Source organism: Acidimicrobiia bacterium, assembly GCA_036271555.1.
Classification (GTDB): Bacteria; Actinomycetota; Acidimicrobiia; order IMCC26256; family PALSA-610; genus DATBAK01.
This window is the reverse complement of the sequence record DATBAK010000027.1, coordinates 23,671-42,438: the sequence shown is the minus strand read 5'-3', so window position 1 is coordinate 42,438 and position 18,768 is coordinate 23,671. Positions and strand designations below refer to the sequence as shown.

16 protein-coding genes are annotated in these 18,768 nt (G+C 71.1%); 4 read left to right on the top strand and 12 right to left on the bottom strand.

Translation table 11 applies throughout. The features are described from left to right. The 5 genes from VH914_08385 to VH914_08365 all read right to left on the bottom strand — a co-directional run. A partial coding sequence (locus VH914_08385) for a PCRF domain-containing protein (protein HEX4491204.1) occupies positions 1–606 on the bottom strand: 606 nt, incomplete at its 3' end. Positions 607–624: 18 nt separating this feature from the next. Beyond that, a complete protein-coding gene (gene secA, locus VH914_08380) occupies positions 625–3,402 on the bottom strand; it encodes a preprotein translocase subunit SecA (GenBank protein HEX4491203.1) in 2,778 nt (925 codons plus the stop codon). Positions 3,403–3,468: 66 nt separating this feature from the next. Next, positions 3,469–4,134 (bottom strand): response regulator transcription factor, encoded by a 666-nt coding sequence (locus VH914_08375; protein HEX4491202.1) that lies wholly within the window; start codon positions 4,132–4,134, stop codon positions 3,469–3,471. Positions 4,135–4,148: 14 nt separating this feature from the next. Next, positions 4,149–4,535 (bottom strand): ribosome-associated translation inhibitor RaiA, encoded by a 387-nt coding sequence (gene raiA / locus VH914_08370; protein HEX4491201.1) that lies wholly within the window; start codon positions 4,533–4,535, stop codon positions 4,149–4,151. A gap of 165 nt (positions 4,536–4,700) precedes the next feature. Then, the gene (locus tag VH914_08365) at positions 4,701–5,369 is read right to left on the bottom strand and encodes a phosphoribosyltransferase family protein (GenBank protein HEX4491200.1); all 669 of its coding nucleotides are present in this window, start codon (positions 5,367–5,369) and stop codon (positions 4,701–4,703) included. Positions 5,370–5,553: 184 nt separating this feature from the next. On the opposite strand from VH914_08365, the gene VH914_08360 reads away from it, so the two are divergent. From VH914_08360 to VH914_08350, 3 genes are read left to right on the top strand one after another with little or no spacing between them, the layout of a single operon-like run. Further along, the gene (locus VH914_08360) at positions 5,554–6,942 is read left to right on the top strand and encodes an FAD-dependent oxidoreductase (protein HEX4491199.1); all 1,389 of its coding nucleotides are present in this window, start codon (positions 5,554–5,556) and stop codon (positions 6,940–6,942) included. Then, the gene (locus VH914_08355) at positions 6,939–7,577 is read left to right on the top strand and encodes a PIG-L family deacetylase (GenBank protein HEX4491198.1); all 639 of its coding nucleotides are present in this window, start codon (positions 6,939–6,941) and stop codon (positions 7,575–7,577) included. The genes VH914_08360 and VH914_08355 overlap by 4 nt, the downstream gene beginning before the upstream one ends. After that, the gene (locus VH914_08350) at positions 7,574–8,692 is read left to right on the top strand and encodes a glycosyltransferase (protein HEX4491197.1); all 1,119 of its coding nucleotides are present in this window, start codon (positions 7,574–7,576) and stop codon (positions 8,690–8,692) included. The genes VH914_08355 and VH914_08350 overlap by 4 nt, the downstream gene beginning before the upstream one ends. A gap of 94 nt (positions 8,693–8,786) precedes the next feature. On the opposite strand, the gene VH914_08345 is transcribed toward VH914_08350, so the two are convergent. Both VH914_08345 and ahcY read right to left on the bottom strand, forming a co-directional pair. Beyond that, on the bottom strand, positions 8,787–9,626 hold the full coding sequence (locus VH914_08345) for an SDR family NAD(P)-dependent oxidoreductase (protein HEX4491196.1): 840 nt from the start codon (positions 9,624–9,626) through the stop codon (positions 8,787–8,789). A 5-nt stretch (positions 9,627–9,631) separates the two neighbouring features. Then, on the bottom strand, positions 9,632–11,110 hold the full coding sequence (gene ahcY, locus VH914_08340) for an adenosylhomocysteinase (protein ID HEX4491195.1): 1,479 nt from the start codon (positions 11,108–11,110) through the stop codon (positions 9,632–9,634). Positions 11,111–11,309: 199 nt separating this feature from the next. On the opposite strand from ahcY, the gene VH914_08335 reads away from it, so the two are divergent. Next, complete coding sequence (locus tag VH914_08335) at positions 11,310–12,896, top strand: hypothetical protein (protein ID HEX4491194.1); 1,587 nt, start codon at positions 11,310–11,312, stop codon at positions 12,894–12,896. 112 nt (positions 12,897–13,008) lie between these two features. Here the strand turns inward: VH914_08335 and VH914_08330 are convergent, their stop codons facing one another. From VH914_08330 to VH914_08310, 5 genes are read right to left on the bottom strand one after another with little or no spacing between them, the layout of a single operon-like run. Next, a complete protein-coding gene (locus VH914_08330; GenBank protein ID HEX4491193.1) occupies positions 13,009–14,067 on the bottom strand; it encodes a bifunctional phosphoglucose/phosphomannose isomerase in 1,059 nt (352 codons plus the stop codon). A 10-nt stretch (positions 14,068–14,077) separates the two neighbouring features. Then, positions 14,078–14,314, bottom strand: coding sequence for a Trm112 family protein (locus VH914_08325; protein ID HEX4491192.1), 237 nt, complete (start codon positions 14,312–14,314; stop codon positions 14,078–14,080). Between the two features lie 31 nt (positions 14,315–14,345). Further along, complete coding sequence (locus VH914_08320) at positions 14,346–15,686, bottom strand: phosphomannomutase/phosphoglucomutase (GenBank protein ID HEX4491191.1); 1,341 nt, start codon at positions 15,684–15,686, stop codon at positions 14,346–14,348. A 52-nt stretch (positions 15,687–15,738) separates the two neighbouring features. After that, positions 15,739–18,579 carry a hypothetical protein gene (locus tag VH914_08315; protein HEX4491190.1) on the bottom strand — a complete coding sequence of 947 codons (2,841 nt, stop codon included), beginning with the start codon at positions 18,577–18,579 and terminating at the stop codon, positions 15,739–15,741. 37 nt (positions 18,580–18,616) lie between these two features. Then, a complete protein-coding gene (locus tag VH914_08310) occupies positions 18,617–18,754 on the bottom strand; it encodes a hypothetical protein (GenBank protein HEX4491189.1) in 138 nt (45 codons plus the stop codon). Positions 18,755–18,768: the final 14 nt, after the last annotated feature.

Below are 18,768 nucleotides of genomic sequence, written 5' to 3'. Positions count from 1 at the left end.
CGAGATCCGGATGAGCCGGTGGACCCCGCGCTCGCCTTCGAGCATGCCGTACGCGTAACGCCCCTTCACGATGAAGGTCGCCGACGTGATCCCGGCTTCTTGGCCCTCGTTGATCTCGTCGACCTCGACCTCGAAGCCCTTGGTCTCGGCCCAGCGCCGGATCATGCGCAACACCATCTGCGCCCAGTCCTGCGCGTCGGTGCCGCCCGCGCCGGAGTGGATCTCGCAGATCGCGTCGCGCTCGTCGTGATCACCGGTGAACAGCGCGCGCAGCTCGAGCTGGTCGAGCTCGCCTGCGAGTCCGCGCGCGCCCTGCGCGATCTCGTCCTCGACGGAGTCGTCGCTCTCTTCACGCCCGAGCTCGAACAGCGTCTCGAGATCAGAGACGCGCGCGTCGAGCCCGTCGACGAGCTCGACATCCGCGCGCACGCGCGACATCTCGGTCGTGACGAGGCGCGCCTTCTCGGGATCGTCCCAGAGGTCGGGACGGCTCGCGTCGGTCTCCAGGTGCACGAGCCGGCCGCGCAGGTCGTCGATGCGCAGGTACGCGTGCGCGTCGGTGACGCGCCGGCGCAGCTCGCGCAGCTCTTCGGTGAAATCGCGCATGATCCTCGGATGCCGGGTTCAGCGACCGTGGCAGAGCTTGAACTTCTTCCCGCTGCCGCACCAGCAGGGCTCGTTGCGACCCGGCGTCTTCTCCACCTTCACCGGCTGGACGGGCGCGTCGGGCGCCGACGCCCGCATGCCGGACGTCTGCATCGGCGACGGCACCGCGCCGGCGCTCATCGCGGCGGCCACGACACCCGGGTCCTCACCGGGCCGGGGCTGGCTCGCGGCCTGCATCGCGGTGGATCCCTGCGCCGACTCGTCGGGTGCGCTGTAGCTGAGCCGGCGGACCGGCGTGCGCGGACGTTCGTCCTGCTCGAGCACCTGCACGTCGATGTGGAACATGTACCGGACGAAGTTGTCCTCGATGATCCCCATCATCGCCTCGAACATGTCGAAGCCCTCGCGCTGCCACTCGGAGAGCGGGTCGCGCTGACCCATCGCGCGGAGGTTGATGCCCTCCTGCAGGTAGTCCATCTCGTAGAGGTGCTCGCGCCACCCCTGGTCGATCATCGCGAGCATCACGCGCCGTTCGATCTCCCGCCACGCGTCGTCGTTGCCCGACTGCGTCGTGACGCTCTTCTCGCGCTCCTCGTAGAGCTCGACCGCCTCGTTCTGCAGGACCGCTTCGAGCCCCGACCGGCGTTCGGTCGCGACGAGCTCGTCCTTCGTGAGGCGGACCGGGAAGTACTCGGCGAGGCCGACCAGCAGCTCGTCGACGTCCCACTCCTCCGCGTAGTCACCACGGCAGAAGCGGTCGAGCAGCCGGTCGACCGCGCCCGAGACCGCCTCCATCGCCTCTTCGCGCAGGTCCTCGCCGTCGAGGATCTGCTGGCGGCGCCGGTAGATGATCTTGCGCTGCTCGTTCATCACCTCGTCGTATTTGAGGACGTCCTTGCGGATCTCGAAGTTGCGGTCCTCGACGGTGTGCTGCGCGCGCTCGATCGCCCTCGAGACCATCTTCGCCTCGAGCGGCACGTCGTCCGGGAAGGCACGGTCCATGACCCGGCTCATGAGCCCGGTCGCGAAGAGGCGCATGAGCTCGTCTTCCAGCGAGAGGTAGAAGCGACTCTCGCCGGGGTCGCCCTGCCGGCCGGCGCGGCCGCGGAGCTGGTTGTCGATGCGGCGGCTCTCGTGCCGTTCGGTGCCGAGCACGTACAGGCCGCCGAGCTCGCGCACCTTGTCACCCTCGGCGGAGCACTCGCTCGCGAAGCGCTCGACGAACTGCTGGTACTTCTCGGGCTCCTCCTCCTCGGTGAGCCCTTCCTTCTGCAGCTCCGTGTGCGCGAGGCCTTCCGGGTTCCCGCCGAGCAGGATGTCGACGCCGCGACCGGCCATGTTCGTCGCGACGGTCACGCCGTAGAGCTGACCGGCCTGGGCGATGACGTTCGCCTCGCGCTCGTGCTGCTTCGCGTTCAGCACATGGTGCGGAACGCCCTTCTTCTCGAGCAGCCGTGAGAGCTTCTCGGACTGCTCGACCGAGATCGTGCCGACGAGCACCGGCTGGCCGGTCTCGTGACGCCCGCTCAGGTCGGTGACGACCGCCTCGTACTTCGCGTCCTCGGTCTTGTAGATGAGGTCGCCCTGGTCGGCGCGGACCATCGGCCGGTTCGTGGGGATCTGCACCACCGACATGTCGTAGGTGTGCGCGAACTCGCCGGCCTCCGTGTACGCCGTGCCGGTCATGCCCGAGAGCTTCTCGTAGAGGCGGAAGTAGTTCTGCAGGGTCACGGTCGCGAGGGTCTGGTTCTCCTCTTTGATCCGCACGCCCTCCTTCGCCTCGACCGCCTGGTGCAGACCTTCGCTCCAGCGCCGGCCTTCGAGGATGCGGCCGGTGAACTCGTCGACGATCTTCACTTCACCGTCGGCGACGATGTAGTCGTCGTCGCGGTGGAACAGCTCCTTGCCGCGCAGCGCGGCCTGGAGCTGGTGCACATAGTTCTGGTTGAAGTCGTCGTAGAGGTTCGCGATCGACAGCGCGTCCTCGACGCGCTGGATGCCCTCCGCAGTCGGGACGACGGTGCGCTTCGCCTCGTCGACCTCGTAGTCGCGATCGCGCTGCAGACCGCGCACGATGCGAGCGAACTGGTAGTACATCTCGGCGGCCTCGGCGACCTGGCCCGAGATGATCAGCGGCGTGCGCGCTTCGTCGATGAGGATCGAGTCGACCTCGTCGACGATCGCGAAGTAGTGCCCGCGCTGCACCTGTTGCTCACGCGTCTCGCACATGTTGTCGCGCAGGTAGTCGAAACCGAACTCGTTGTTCGTGCCGTACGTGATGTCGGCGGCGTAGTGCTTGCGCTTCTCGTCGGGCGGGTCGTCGTTCGGGTACACGACGCCGACGTCGAGCCCGAGGAAGCGGTGGACCCGGCCCATCCACTGCGCGTCGCGACGCGCCAGGTAGTCGTTCGTCGTGACGAGGTGCACCCCGCGCCCGGTCAGCGCGTTGAGATACGCGGGGAGCGTCGAGACGAGCGTCTTGCCCTCACCCGTCTTCTGCTCGGCGATCCAGCCGAAGTGCAGCGCGGCGCCGCCCATGACCTGCACGTCGTAGTGACGCTGACCGAGGACGCGCCGGCCGGCCTCGCGCACGGTCGCGAAGGCCTCGGGCAGCAGGTCGTCGAGGTCTTCGCCCTGCTCCAGGCGGCTCTTGTACTCGCCCGTGAGCGTGCGCAGCTCGTCGTCCGAGCGGCGTTCCATCTCGGCCTCGTGCGCGGCGACGGCGGGAACGACCGATTGGACGATCTTGAGCTTCTTGCCCTCGCCGGCGTGGAGAACCTTCTGGAAGAGACTCATGCGGGCATGCACTCTACCGGCGGGTTTCCCCGAGCCGGACCCGCCCGAGGTCGGGCGAGCAGGGTGTCAGGCGAGCAGGCCCTCGCGGGTCGCGACCGCGGCCGCGTCCGCCTTCGAACGCACGCGCAGCTTCTCGAGGATGCTGCGCACGTGGTTCTTGACCGTGTTCTGCGAGATGAACAGCTCGGTCGCGATCTCGCGGTTCGGCAATCCCTTCACCACCAGGCGCAACACGTCGAGCTCGCGACCCGTGAGCTGGGGGCGGCGCCAGTCGGGAAGGTCGCCGAGCAACGCGCCGAACTGCTCGAGCAGCTTCGTCGTCATCAACGGCGCCACGACACCCATGCCCTGTGCGACCGAGCGGATCGCGTCGGCCACCTCGTCGACGGACGCGTCGCGCAGGAGATACCCGGTCGCACCGCAGCGGATCGCGTCGACGAGGTCGCCCTCGTCCTGCGATCCCGTCAACACGAGAACCTTCGTCTCCGGACTCGCGGTGCGCAGACGCGCGATCACCGCGGGACCGGTGTCGTCGGGCATGCGCACGTCCATCACGACGACGTCGGGTGTCAGGGTCGTCACCGCGTCCAGCGCGTCGTTGCCGTCGGCGGCCTCGCCCACGACCTCGATGTCGTCGACACCGGCGAGCGCGAGCGCGAGCCCCTCGCGGAAGAGCGCGTGCTCGTCGACGAGCAGCACGCGCACACCGATCCCGGGTCCGACGGCCTCCATGCCGACCTGCTCGTTCAGTCCGACTCGCCGGGCTCGGGCGCCGACCCGTTCGAGCCCGCGGCGGACGCCGATCGGCGGCGGGCCGCGGCCAGCCCGCCGCTGCGTCGCTCGTGTCGCTTGCGCATCTGCTGCCGGACCTTGTCGAACGCGAGGTCGAGCGCGGCCGGATGCTCCGAAGCGGACGCGACCCCCTTCACGAGCTCGCCCTTGAGGTGGACGAGGATCTCGCAGGTGTGGGCGTCGGCCGGGCTGCGGCTGGCGACGTCGGAGAACTCGACTTCGATCCGGCGGGCGTCGCTCGCGAACCGCTCGAGCTGCGCGACCTTCTTACGAGCCGTCTCACGCAGCTGCGGAGAGACCTCGGTGTGCCGGGCGTTGACGACGATGTCGACCACCGTCACGCCCTCACGGTCGGCGCGGTCACGCGACCCGCGCCCGCTCCGGTCATGCGCGGGAGTATAGGCAGGGGTCTGGACCAGCCCCACCGACCGCCGGCGTCGGTCCCGGATCGGACGGCCCGGCGCCGCGGCCCACGGCGCGATCCGCCCGTTCGGGCGGATCGACCATCACCAAGCCGGCGGCGGGGTCGCGGCGGCGGTGACGGCCAGGACCCGGCCCACCCCGGCCCGGCGCAGGGCGGCCGCGGCCGCCGCCAGGGTGGCGCCGGTCGTGAGGACGTCGTCGACCACGACGACCGACCCGAGCCGGTTCGCCGCCGGGGTCGCCCGGAGCCCCGGGCCCGGCCGGCGCTCGGCCCGTGCCCGACCGGTCTGGGCCGGACCGGGGGCCCGGAGGAGGAGCCCGGCGACCGGCAGCCCGAGCCGGTCCCCCACCGCGCGGGCGAGCAGCTCGCCGTGATCGAACCCGCGCGCCCGCCGGCGGGACGCGCTCGCCGGGGCCCACGTGACGACGGCGTCGGGCGGGACCCGGGTCCGCGTCGCCAGCGCGTCCGCCATCGCGCCGGCGAGCCACGGCAGCGCCGCCCGCTGGTTCCGATACTTCACCCGCGCGACCAGCTCGCGCGCCACGCCCTCGTAAGCGAACGGCGCGACGCACGCGGCGAGCCCGGGCGGCACGGCGAGCCGCGGCGCCGCGCGCAGCCCCGCCGCGCACGCCGCGCACATCGGCTCGGCCCGCCGGCCGCATCCCGGGCACCGAGCGGGAAGCGCGGCGCGCACGAGCGCGCCGAGGACCCGGGTCGTCGGTTCCGCGAGGCCGGTCGGATCGCGTGGCACGCGCCGAACCTACGTGGGAGGTGCGACAACCACCGAGATCGCGACGCGTTTGTCGTCCCGGCCGCACACCGGTACCGTCCGGATCAGGCGAAGGAGCGCGTCGAGATCGCAATGGGGGCGAGGGCTCGTGGGGACGGACGCCGACGCGGCGTTGGCAGGATGCGATGGGCACGTCCCGGTACTGGTGCTCGGGGCCGGGCCGACGGGCATCGGCGCGGCCTGGCGGCTCCGCGCGCTCGGGTCGCAGGCTCCCGACTGGCTCGTGCTCGAAGCGTCGGCGCGCACCGGCGGGCTCGCGGGCACCGTCGTCGACGACGCCGGCTACCGCTGGGACCTCGGCGGCCACGTCATCTATTCGCACGCCGCGGCGTTCGACCGCATGGTCGAGGAAGTCGTGCCGTCGGCGCGCCGCGCGCGCATCGACCGCGCCGGTTCGGTGTGGCACGGCGATCGGTTCGTGCCCACACCGTTCCAACAGCACGTCGACCTGCTGCCCGAGACCGATCGCGACCGCTGCCTCGACGGTCTCGCGACGCGGACACCCGCCGCCGACGAGACCTTCGACTCGTGGATCCTCGAGCAGTTCGGGCCCGGCCTCGCCGACGTGTTCTTCCGTCCGTTCAACTTCAAGATGTGGGCGTACGCGACCGACACCCTCGACCGCGACTGGGTCACGCACCGCAGCGGCGGCGCGGCCGCGAACGTGCCGACGATCGACGGACGCGATCCGCGCGCGGGCGACGACGACGGCGAGCGTGACGTCGCCGTGCAGGCGCGCGAGGACGAGTCGTTCCCCTATCCGGAAGGCGGTACCGGCGAGATCTGGGAGCGCGCGGCGAGCGCGGTCGGACTCGACCGCTTCGCGTTCGGCGCGACCGTCGTCGCGATCGACCCCGACGCGCGCACGGTGCACCTCGCGTCGGGGGCGCGCCTCACCTACGACGCGCTGATCTCCGCGCTCCCGCTCGATCGCCTCCTCGCGATGCTCGTCGAGAACGGCACGCGGCGCGCGCTCGGCACTCTCGGCCCGCGCCTCGTGCACTCCTCGACGAACGTCGTGGGCCTCGGCATCGACGGCGCCGTTCCCGACGCGCTCGCAAGCAAGCGGTGGCTCTACTTCCCCGACACCGCGATCCCGTTCCACCGCGCGAGCGTGCTGTCGAACTACTCGCCCGGGATGGTGCCCGACGACGCGCACACGTGGTCACTGCTCTGCGAGGTGAGCGAGTCGCCGGCGCGCCCGATCGACGGCGCACGCGTCGTCGCCGACGTCGTCGCCCACGCGCAGCACCTGCTCGACGGATGGGGTGGGGGCCGGATCGAGCACGTGTGGTCGACCCGGCTCGAGCACGGATACCCCACGCCGTTCCTCGGTCGGCGCGAGGTGCTCCCCGACGTGCACGCGACCCTCGAGGCGCTCGACATCTACAGCCGCGGCCGCTTCGGCGGGTGGCGTTACGAGATCTCGAACCAGGATCACGCGTTCATGCAGGGCTACGAGGCCGCGGGTCGCATCGCGTGCGACGAGCCCGAGACCGTGTTCGTGCTCGACCGCGCGCCGGCGACCGCATGACCGCCGCGCGGCGCGCGGGCGAGTTCCCGACCCTCGTCGCCGTCGGCGCACACCCCGACGACATCGAGATCGGCTGCGCGGGCTCGCTGCTGCGCTGGGCCCACCGCTACCGGCTCGTCCTCGTGGTCGCGACCGACGGTGGCCGCAGCCGGCCCGCCGGCGCGGACCGGATCGTCGAGGCCGAGAAGGTGGCTGCGAGCTTCGGCGCCGAGCTGCACGTGCTCGGGCTCGCCGACGGCGAGCTCGGAGCGATCGCGGACGTGATCGCGAGCCTCGAAGCGATCGCCGCGGAGCACCGGCCGGCGCGCGTGCTCGTGCCCTGCCACCGCGACTCGCACCAGGACCACCGCCACCTCGGACGCGCCGCACGCGCCGCGTTCCGGCGCGTCGACGAGGTGCTCGCCTACGAGTCGCACTCGACCGAGCAGTTCGCGCCGAGCTTCTTCGTCGACATCGACGCGTCGATCGACCGCAAGTGCGAGCTGCTCTCGCTGTACGAGAGCCAGCTCGGCAAGGTCGCAGTGTCCGAAGAGTTCGTGCGCGTCAACGCTCGGCGCTGGAGCCTCACGGGCTGCCACCGCGACGGATACGTCGAGGCGTTCGAGGTCGTTCGCCTCGTCGAGCGCGGTCCGTGACCACGGCTCGCGTCGCGATCGTCCACGACTACCTCACGCAGTTCGGAGGCGCCGAACGCGTCGTGCTCGCACTCGCACGCGCGTTCCCGGGCGCTCCGGTGCACACGGCGTTCTACGAACCCGACGCGACGTTCCCCGAGCTCGCGGAGCTCGACATCCGGCCGCTCCCCATCAACCGCGTCACGCCCCTCCGCCGCCGGCACCGCCTCGCGCTCCCCTTCCTCGCACCCTCGTTCTCGCGCGCACAGATCGACGCCGACATCGTCGTGTGCAGCTCGAGCGGCTGGGCCCATGGCGCGCGCACGAACGCGCGCAAGGTCGTGTACTGCCACAACCCCGCGCACTGGCTCTACCTCGCCGACGACTACGTGGCGCCCGACGCCCGCCTGACGCGCGCGGTGCTCGGCGCGCTCGGGCCGCCGCTCCGGCGCTGGGACCGGCGCGCGGCCGCGAGCGCGGCGCGCTACCTCGTGAACTCGTCGGTGATCCGGCAGCGCGTACGCGACACGTACGGCATCGAAGCCGAGGTGCTCCATCCGCCGCCGGCATTGAGCATCGACGGCGAGACCCGGCCGGTCGCGGGGCTGACACCGGGGTTCGCGCTCTGCGTCTCGCGCCTCGTCGAGTACAAGAACGTGCGCGCGGCCGTCGACGCGTTCGCGGTGCGTCCGGACGCGCGCCTCGTCGTCGTCGGCGAAGGTCCGCAGCGCGTCGAGATCGAACGCACCGCGCCGCCGAACGTGCGCGTGCTGGGAACCATCACCGATCCCGAGCTGCGCTGGCTCTACCGCGAGTGCGCGACGCTCGTCGCGCCCGCATACGAGGATTTCGGCCTCACGCCGGTCGAGGCCGCGGCGTTCGGGAAGCCGACGCTCGCACTGCGGTACGGCGGATACCTCGACACCGTCCGCGACGGCACGACCGGTCTCTACTTCGAGACGCCGACTCCCGACGCGATCGCCGACGCGATCACGCGGTTCGCGGCACGCGACTGGGACGCGAACGTCCTGCGCGCGCACGCCGACGCGTTCGCCGAGCACCGCTTCGCCACGCGCATGCAAACGGTCGTCGCGGAGGAAGCCGAACGCGCCGGCCTGATCCTCGCCCGCAGCTGACCGTTCCCGCGAGAACGGGCGGGTCGCTACGCGGCTCGCCCGAGCCGGCGACCGAGGCGTCGAGGAGGGCGAAGCTTGCGAGCCCGACCCGAGATCACAGCATTCCGAAGACGGGGTTGGTGCGGTCCGAGACCGACTGACCGCGGGCGCGGATCGCCGCCATCCACGAGTCGTCGTCGTCGTGCGTGAGCACCCAGAACCGGTCGGTGCGGACTGCGTCGAGGACGCGCCCGGCCACGACCATCGGATCGAGCCCGCCGGCGAGGAAGCCCCGCAGGGCCTCCTGCATCACCGACTCCTCACTGCTGCGCTCGACCGCGTGCGCCGACGGCCGGTTGCGCTCGCTCTCGCCGATGCGCGTGTTCACCCAACCGGGGCACAGCACCGACACCTTCACGTGCGGCGCCATCATCCCCAGCTCGTGGTGCAGCGTCTCCGAGATCGCGACGACCGCGTGCTTCGACGCGTTGTACGGACCCATGAACGGCGCGGCGACGAGGCCCGCGACCGACGCGGTGTTCACGACGTGGCCCGCGTCCTGCTCGATGATGCGCGGCACGAACGTGCGCACGCCGTGCACGACGCCCCACAGGTTCACACCGATCACCCACTGCCACGTCTCGAGCGGCGCTTGCCACGACAGCCCGCCCGCGCCGACGCCCGCGTTGTTGCAGGCGATGTGGATCGCGCCGAACTCCTGCTCCGCGGCGCGCGCGAGCGCCTCGACCTGCTCCGGATCGCTCACGTCGGTCGGCACGCCGATGACGGTCGCGCCGCCGTCGTCGAGCTCCTTCACCGCCGCTTCGAGCGCGGGGGCCTCGACGTCGCCGAGCACGACGCGCATGCCCTCCGACGCGAAGGTGCGAGCGAGCGCGAGTCCGATCCCGCTCGCACCCCCGGTGACGACCGCGACGCGGTCGGCAAGTTCCTCCACGCCGATCAGTACCGGTAGTGGTCGGGCTTGAACGGACCCTCGACCGGCACGCCGAGGTACTCGGCCTGTGTCGGCGAGAGCTGCGTGAGCCTCACACCGAGCTTGTCGAGATGCAGCCGCGCCACTTCCTCGTCGAGATGCTTCGGAAGCGTGTAGACGCGTCGCTCGTAGAAGTCGCGGTGCGTGAAGAGCTCGATCTGCGCGATCACCTGATTGCTGAAGCTGTTCGACATCACGAAGCTCGGGTGACCGGTCGCGCACCCGAGGTTCAGCAGCCGACCCTCGGCGAGCACGATGATCGAGTGCCCGTCGGGGAAGACCCACTCGTCGACCTGGGGCTTGATGTTGACCCGCTCGACGCCCTTCAGCTTCTGCAGGCCGGCCATGTCGATCTCGTTGTCGAAGTGACCGATGTTCCCGACGATCGCGTTGTGCTTCATGCGCGCCATGTCGGCCGCGCTGATGATGCCGAGGTTGCCGGTCGCGGTGACGAACAGGTCGGCGCTCTCGACGACGTCGTCGAGCGTGACGACCTGGTAGCCCTCCATCGCGGCCTGCAGCGCGCAGATGGGGTCGATCTCGGTGACCATGACGCGCGCGCCCTGCCCGCGTAGCGACTGCGCGCAACCCTTGCCGACGTCGCCGTAGCCGCACACGACCGCGACCTTGCCCGCGAGCATCACGTCGGTCGCGCGGCAGATGCCGTCGACGAGCGAGTGGCGGCAGCCGTAGAGGTTGTCGAACTTCGACTTCGTGACCGAGTCGTTCACGTTGATCGCGGGGAACAGCAGCGAGCCCGCGTCCATCATCTGGTACAGGCGGTGGACGCCGGTCGTCGTCTCCTCGGTGACGCCGAGTAGCTCGCCGGCCATCGTGGTCCAGCACTTCGGGTCGGCCTTCAGGACGCGCTCGAGCATCCCGAGCACGAAGCCGTACTCCTCGGAGTCGTCGGGGCCGGGCTTCGGAACCTTGCCCGCCTTCTCGAAATCGACACCGCGGTGCACCGCGAGCGTCGCGTCACCGCCGTCGTCGAGGATCATGTTCGGTCCACCGTCGGGCCAGCGCAGCGCCTGCTCGGTGCACCACCAGTACTCCTCGAGCGTCTCGCCCTTCCACGCGAACACGGGCACCCCGCGAGGATCGTCCGGGGTGCCGTCGGGACCGACCGCGATCGCGGCGGCCGCGTGGTCCTGTGTCGAGAAGATGTTGCAGGACGCCCAGCGGACCTCGGCGCCGAGGTGCACGAGCGTCTCGATGAGCACCGCGGTCTGGATCGTCATGTGCAGCGAGCCGGTGATGCGCGCGCCGGCGAGCGGTTGCTCGTCGACGTACTTCTCGCGCAGCGCCATGAGGCCCGGCATCTCGTGCTCGGCCAGGTCGATCTCCTTGCGACCGAACTGGTGGAGCGAGAGGTCGGCGACCTTGAAGTCGCGGTCGCGGACGAGCGACGGACGGGTCGCGCTCGGTTTCGCGGTGGTGGTCACGGGTACGGCTCCTTCGCCAGAGGGCGCGGCGAGGACCGACGCGCCACATGCGTGGGAGTCGGCCCGGATCACCGGGTGACAGCCGAAATGCTCGGCCCGACCAAATGCCCCGGGATCGTACCCCAGGCAATCGAGACTCTTTGATCCGGCTCCCCGGCTAGCGTCGCAGGAGCGCCATGCGGACTTCTCCCTTCCAGCCGTGAGCGCGGGTCTCATCACGCTCGGTTCGCGGCGGCGGCGCGGATCCAGCGAGGTTCCCGGCGCCCTCCTCGCCGCGTTGCTCGCGGGCGCGCTCGCCGTGGGCGCGATCGTGCTCGGCTGGCGGGGCTCCGACCTCCCGGCGCAGCTCTTCCGCGTCGAGCTCTTCCGCCGCTACGGCTTCGTGCTCTGGAACAGCCAGTGGTTCGGCGGCACGCCGACGCTCGACTACTCCGTCGTCTCGCCCGCGCTCGCGGCCGCGCTCTCGCCCATGGGCCTCGCCGCGGTCAGCGGCGCGTGCTCCGCATTCCTCTTCCATCTCCTGACCCGCCGCGCCTTCGGAACGTCGGCGCGGTTCGCGTCGCTGTGGTTCGCGACGAGCACGGTCACGAACCTCGCCGTCGGCCGCGTCACCTTCGGACTCGGCGTGACGTTCGCCCTCGGTGCGGTGCTCGCGCTCCAGCGCCACCGGCCGATCGTCGGCGCGCTCTGCGGTGTGCTGTGCGCGCTCGCGAGCCCCGTCGCCGCGCTGTTCCTCGCGGTCGCCGCGGTCGCGTGGGGCTGCGCGCGCCGCACCGAACGCGTCGCCGCGTGGTCGATCGCCGTCTGCGCGGTCGCACCGATCGCGGTGATCTCGCTCCTCTTCCCGTCCCCGGGCGCGCAGCCGTACCCGCTGTGGGACTTCGCCTGCGACCTGTTCGTCTGCGGCCTCGTGCTGTTCATGGTTCCGAAGCGCTTCGCGGCGCTCCGGTGGGGCGCGGCGATCTACGGGCTCGTGGTCATCGGCGCGTTCTTCGTCGCGACTCCGCTCGGCGGGAACGTGAGTCGGCTGAACCAGTACGCCGCCGGCCCGTTGCTCGCCGCGGTCCTCTGGGACAAGCGACGCGCGCTCGTCTTCGCGCTCGCGGTGCCGATGCTGCTCTGGCAGTGGATCCCCGCGGTCGACTCGATCGCGTTCGCGCACGCCGATCCGTCGACGAGTCGCGCGTACTACGCGCCCCTGCTCCACGTCCTCGACGAGATGCCGCACGGCTTCGGCCGGCTCGAGATCGCGGCGACGTACCGGCACTGGGAGTCCGCGTACGTCGCGCCCGAGTACGCGCTCGCGCGCGGCTGGGAGCGACAGCTCGACCACGCGTACGCGGCGCGGTTCTACGACGGCACGCTCACTGCGTCGAGTTACCGCCGCTGGCTCGCCGCCAACGGCGTCGAGTACGTGGCGCTGCCGGACACGCAGCTCGACCCGTCGTCGAAGGTCGAGGCGCAGCTGCTCGCGCACGGCCTCTCGTACCTCACGCCGGTGTGGCACGACGCGCACTGGCGGCTCTGGAAGGTCGACGGCTTCCACGGCCTCGTCGACGGTCCCGGCAAGCTCGTCTCGATGGGACCCGACCGCTTCACCGTGCACGTCAGCGGGCCGGGCACCGTGACCGTTCGCATCCACGCGTCGCCGCACTGGGCGATCGACGGCAGCGGCTGCACGACGTCGACCGCCGACGGCTGGATCCAGCTGCACGGTCTGCCGCGCGGCGACGTCGACGTCACCCAGGCGATGCGCGGCACCCCCTGCGACGTCGACAGCTCATGAACTTCCGGTCGGGCTCACAGACGTGACCGTGTGAGCGCGTGAGCGGAGCGAGCAGCGCGGCCTCGCTCACTCCCATCCCGCGTCGAGGAGGGCGAAGCTTGCGAGCCCGACCCTAAAGAGTCGCGAGGTGGTCCTTGAGCGTGAAGATGGCGTCGATGGGGCCGGGGTCGACGTCGTTGTCGAGCGCGAGGTAGCACGACACCCAGTCGCCGACGTACATGAGGTCGAGCAGCTGCGCGAGCCGGCCGTGACCCTCGGCCCGCACCTCGAGGATCTCGTGCACGGCCTCGCGCATGAGCTCGCGCACGACCGCGAAGCGGGGCTCGAGCCGTTCGTGCTCGAAGCCGTGGCGCAGCTCGACGACGGTGAGGAGCTGGCGGGTGACGTCGCCGTTCTGGCCCCACGCGCAGATCTCGTTGTGGTCGAGCTCGGGGTGCGTGTTCCAGAACGCGGGCGCCTTGGCGTTCTCGTTGATGTCGCACTTCCAGCGCATCGCGGCCACCGCGCCGAGCGCGCCGCCACCGTAGATCAACGGGATCGTGCGACCGATCTTGCGCGCGATCTCGCGCGCCGGGTTCGCCGCGCCCTCGACGGTGGGCGCGCAGCGGTCGCGCCGCAACGCCAGCTGCGTCTGCGCGTCGGCGATCCACGCGGTCGCGTCGGGCAGCATGCCGACGCCCTCGAGCGCGAGGAACAACGGCGCGATCAACGCACCCAGCGCGGCGCGCGGCAGGAAGCCTTCCGGACACGGGACGCGCAGCACGCCCGCGCGCTCCGCGAGCGCACCGAGCTCACCGCCCTTGGAGACGACGACGAGCTGCGCGCCCTTCTCGAGCACGCCCTCCGCCATCGACGCGGTCTCCTCGGTGCCGCCGGAGTACGAGACCGCGAAGGCGAGCGTGCGGGGACCGACGAACTTCGGCGCGCGGTACTGCTTCAAGACCGTGACCGGCACCGGCAGGGTCGAGTTCGCGACCGACGCGAGCACGTCGCCGGAGATGCCCGAGCCGCCCATGCCGAGGATGACGACGTTGTCGATCGCGTCGAGCGCAGGCAGGCGGCCGTCGGCGACCGCGGCCGTGATCGTGCCGGTGCTGGTCTGCGCGGCGAGCGCGAGTTGCTCGGGGAGGCCCGCGACCGCGTCGAGGAAGCCGATGGAATCGGTAGCCATGGGTCGGGTCCTAGGCCTCGAAGGTCGGACGGATGCCGTCGGCCTGCGCCTTCGCGACCAGGCGCTCGTGCTCGGCGTCGCTCACCGTCTCCGACTCGTCGACGAGCATGTTCGGGATGTCGTCCTGGACTTCGTAGCGCCGCTTCAGCCGCGGGTTGTAGAGCGACTGCTCGTCCGTGAAATAGAGGAGCGGACCCTTGTCGTCGGGGCAGGCAAGGATCTCGAGCAGCTTGGGGTCGAGCGCCACGGGGACTCCTTCGTCGGGACGGCGATGTGCGCTACGCGTCGGCCGCGCCGCGCACGAGCGCGAGCACCTCGGCGGTGCGAGCCTGGCACGAGTCGGCGTCGGCCGCTTCGAGGTTCAGCCGCAGCAGCGGTTCGGTGTTGCTCGGCCGCAGGTTGAACCACCAGTCGCCGAGGTCGACGGTCAGGCCGTCGAGGCGGTCGGTGTCGGCGTCGCGATACGCGGCCGCGACCCGTTCGATCACCGCGGCCGGGTCGTCGACGCGGCTGTTGATCTCACCCGACTGCGAGTAGCGCTCGAACGGGCGCCGGAGCTCGGAGAGCCTCTGGCCCGTGAGGCTCAGCTGCTCGAGCACCATCAGCGCGGCGATCGAGCCGGAGTCGGCCCGCCAGTTGTCGCGGAAGTAGTAGTGCGCCGAGTGCTCGCCGCCGAAGATCGCGCCGGTCTCGGCCATGACCTGCTTGATGAACGAGTGGCCGACGCGCGTGCGCACGGGCACGCCGCCGTTCTCGCGGATGACCTCGGGCACGGCCTTCGAGCAGATGAGGTTGTGCACGACCGTCTCGCCGGGATGCCGGGACAGGATGCCCTTGGCGATGATCGCGGTCGTCGTGGATCCCGACACCGGCTGGCCCTGGTCGTCGACGAGGAAGACGCGGTCGGCGTCGCCGTCGAACGCGAGGCCGACGTCGGCGCCCGCGTCGAGGACGGCGCGCTGGAGGTCCTTGAGGTTCTCGGCCTGGATCGGGTCCGCGGGGTGGTTCGGGAACGTGCCGTCGAGCTCCTGGAACAGGAAGCGCACGTCGAAGGGCAGGCCCTCGAAGACGTGCGGCACGACGAGACCACCCATCCCGTTGGCGGTGTCGGCGACGACCCGCAACGGCTTCAGCGCCGAGATGTCGACGAACGAGCGGACGTGCTCGCCGAACTCGTCGAGCAGGTCGAGCGAGTCGACGGTGCCGCTGATCTCGGCCCGTTCGACGACGCCGCTCTCGACCGTGTCGCGGATCTGCCGCAGGCCGGTCTCCTCGCCGATCGGCGCGGCGCCCGCGCGGCAGAGCTTGATGCCGTTGTACTGGGCCGGGTTGTGGCTGGCGGTGAACATGGCGGCCGGCGCGTCGAGCTTCCCGGCCGCGAAGTACGCGAGGTCGGTCGACGCGAGGCCGAGCGCGGTGACGTCGGCGCCGGCGAGGGTCACACCCTCGGCGAAGGCCTCCGACAGCGGGATCGACGACGGGCGCATGTCGCGCGCGACGAGCACGCGCGGCGCGCCGGTGAAGCGGGCGAATGCGTTGCCGACCCGGCGGGCGATGGCCTCGTCGATCTCGTCCGGGTACAGGCCGCGAATGTCGTAGGCCTTGAAGATCGCGTCCAGCGACACCGGTGCCGTTCCTCCACTGACGGGTTCCCCCGGAATCAGGGACGGGTCATGGTAGCGCCGGGGTTTCCGGATCCGTCCCCGCGTCACGCGCCGTGTCACGGTCCGGTTGCGCCACCGATTCGGCGCCGGGATCGTCACCGTCCGCGTCGGGCGGATCGCCCGTTTCCTCGCCGTCACCGTCGCCGTTGCCGTCCGTGTCCTCGGCTTCGGCTTCGCCTTCGTCGGTCGCGGCGGCGGGTACCGGCGGCGCGAGTGGGACGCCCGGCGCGGGCAAGTCGGCCGGCGCGGTCTCCTCCACCGTCGGCTCGACCCAGCCGCGCGGCGCGGGTGGGGCGGGCTGCTCGGGCGGCGCGGGCTCGGCCGGCCGGTAGCGCGCGAGACCGACGACACCGGCGAGGCCCGCGAGCGTGAGCAGCCGGCCCGCGCGATCACCGGTCGTCTCGCCGTAGGTGAGCTTCACGTCGTGGCTGGTCGGGATCACGACCATCAGGTTCGGCGCGAGCCGCCACGGACCGCTCGCGCCGTGCGCCTTCCAGTTCGGGAAGAACGACGTCTTCACCTCGATCGGCACGCCCGTGCGCGACACATGGAACGAGATCGAGCTCACGCCCTCGTGCACGGGACCGACGGTCACCTTCGGCAGGGGCCGCGGCGGCAGCTTCTGCGCGGCGGCGACGCTCTTGGCGCGTGCCCAGTGCGCGGGACCGGATGCCGCGAACGGACGCGAGAGGTCGCCGGTGTTCCACCACGGCGCGGCGCTGCACTCCCACGCGTCGAGCTCGGGATCGCGCGTGCCCTTCGGCGGTGCCGCGGTGCCGAAGCATTTCGACGACGGCCCGCCGTGCGTCGCGACGACGACCGGCTCGTCCGTCAACGCCTGCGCGAGGTTCCAACCCTTCACCTCGTAGATCTGCCAGCCCATCGGCGCGACGCCGTCGAGGTCGGGCACGCGCGCGACGAGCTTCAGGCCCGTGCTCTTCGCGGCGAGAGTCTTCGCCTGCGACGACTCGGCCATGTAGTAGCGGACACCGAGCATCCGCAGGTGCTCGACGCCCTGGTTGAAGTCCGAGATGTCGTTGTACACGAGACCGCGCACCGGATTCGACGCCGAGCCGGTCGCGGTGAGCTCGCTCACGGTCATGAAGTGGAAGTCGGTCGTCGCCGACGACTCGAAGTAGAGGCCCTCCATCGAGCCGATGCGGCCGTGCGTGAAGTACGGCAGCAGCTCGAGCGCGAGGGTGGTGCCGTAGTTGTTGATGTCGTTCGACGGCTCCCACAGCGCGCGCCCGGGCGGGAGCTTGTTCATCGTCGTCATGATCGATTGCAGCTCGCGCCACGACGCGCCGGTCTCGTTCGCGTGCGGACCCGTGACCGGCGTCTTGCGCTGGTAGCCCTCGTAGTTCCACGTCGCCCAGCCCGGCGCGACCCCTTCGTGGTCGACGATCCACCACACCGTGGGCACGGTGACCGCGGTGAGCATCGCCATGAGCGTCACGACACCGACGAGGCGTCGCCGCCACGCGTGCTGCGCGGGATCGAACTCCGGCCCGGCGGCCCCCGGCTCGGGACCGATCCCGTCCGCGTCCGCCGCGGCCTCGCGCTCGAGCGCGTCGAGCCGGTCGCCCTCGCGGATCCAGTCGTACGCGCGCTGACCGATCGTCGCCGCGAGGCGGATGAGCTCGGCGGCGCCGACCGCGGCCAGCAGCGCGAGCGAGAAGTAGTAGAGCGGCAGGTACCGCGTGTTCCACACGCTGTGCTCGGGCCAGAAGCGGAAGAAGAGTCCGAACGCGACCGCCATCGCGACGAGCACGAGCGTCGACGTCCGCCGCCACCACCCCGCCGCGAGCACCGCGACCGCGACGAGGAGCCACATCCACCACGGGCGCGGCATCAGCGGGTGGTGCTGATCGGCGCGGAATCCGAAGAGATGGATCGCGAACGACGTCACCTTCTCGTAGCGCATGCTCTGCGTGTACGGGGTGTCGACGAGCAACGGCACCGACCACACCGCGGTCACGAGCGCGCCGACCGCTCCGATCAGCGCCGCGGGCTTCCACGTCTTCAGCGGCCGGCGCGTGAGCCAGACCGCGAGCCCGCCGACCACGGCGAACACCGCGATGACGATGTGGCAGAGGACGGTCGCAGCGAGCAGAACCGCGGGGATCCAGAGCCGCTTGCGGGTCTCGAGCGCACGCGCGAGCGACGCGAGGAAGAAGAGGCCGAGCGCCATCCCGAGCACGTACGAGAACTCGCCCGCGAGCGTGCTCGCGAGGTTGCCGCCGTAGATCGTCCACGCGTCGTCACCCGCGCTGAGCGCGCCGTGCCGCGTCTCGAAGACGTACTTCAGCACCGCGATCGCGAAGAGTGGCGGCGCGGGCCACGGGAACTTCAGCGCGCGCCCGAACTGGTACGCCGCGATCGGAAGCAGCAGCGATCCGCTGACTGTGATGACCTTGAACGCGACGTTGTACGGCATCACGATCGCGAGCAGGTCGATGAGGATCGCCGGAAGCGGGAAGTAGAACTGCCCGACCGGGAAGCCCGCGTACCAGTCGGGGGCCCAGCCCGCGAGACGGAAGTGGTTGAACCAGTGGTCGCGCAGGAACGCGGGCCACCAGACGTGCGCACCCATGTCGCCGCCCGCCGGCGTGGTGTTCAGGAAGATGAGGTTCGGGTGCAGCGCGGCGAGGATGACGCCGACGCAGGTGACGAGCACCGCGAACCCGATGATCTCCTCGATCGCGAAGCGCGGCGGGTCCGACTCGTCGTAGCGATCACGCTCGCGATCGCGCCGCGAGATCGTCGCGACGCGCGCGGCGAGGGACGACTCACGCGGTTCGTCGAGCGGCGCGGCGTCGCGTGTCGAGACCCCCGGCGCGACGTCCATCGCCCCCAGCTTGCCAAACGGCGCGCGCGAAACCGGTTCAGCGTGACGAGCGCGCGAGCTCGAGGACGCGATCGAGGCTCAATCGCCCCGCTTCGCCCTCCCACGCGTTGGCCTCGCAGCGGGCGCAGCGCCGGAACGTGATCTCCTCGCCGCCCACCCGCATCCGGATGGACACCGTCTCACCGTGTC

Excerpts from the sequence above, each read along its gene's own strand:
- secA (HEX4491203.1), bottom strand. The coding sequence starts at position 3,402 with ATGAGTCTCTTCCAGAAGGTTCTCCACGCCGGCGAGGGCAAGAAGCTC.
- VH914_08375 (HEX4491202.1), bottom strand. The coding sequence starts at position 4,134 with ATGGAGGCCGTCGGACCCGGGATCGGTGTGCGCGTGCTGCTCGTCGAC.
- VH914_08355 (HEX4491198.1), top strand. The coding sequence starts at position 6,939 with ATGACCGCCGCGCGGCGCGCGGGCGAGTTCCCGACCCTCGTCGCCGTC.
- VH914_08330 (HEX4491193.1), bottom strand. The coding sequence starts at position 14,067 with ATGGCTACCGATTCCATCGGCTTCCTCGACGCGGTCGCGGGCCTCCCC.
- VH914_08315 (HEX4491190.1), bottom strand. The coding sequence starts at position 18,579 with ATGGACGTCGCGCCGGGGGTCTCGACACGCGACGCCGCGCCGCTCGAC.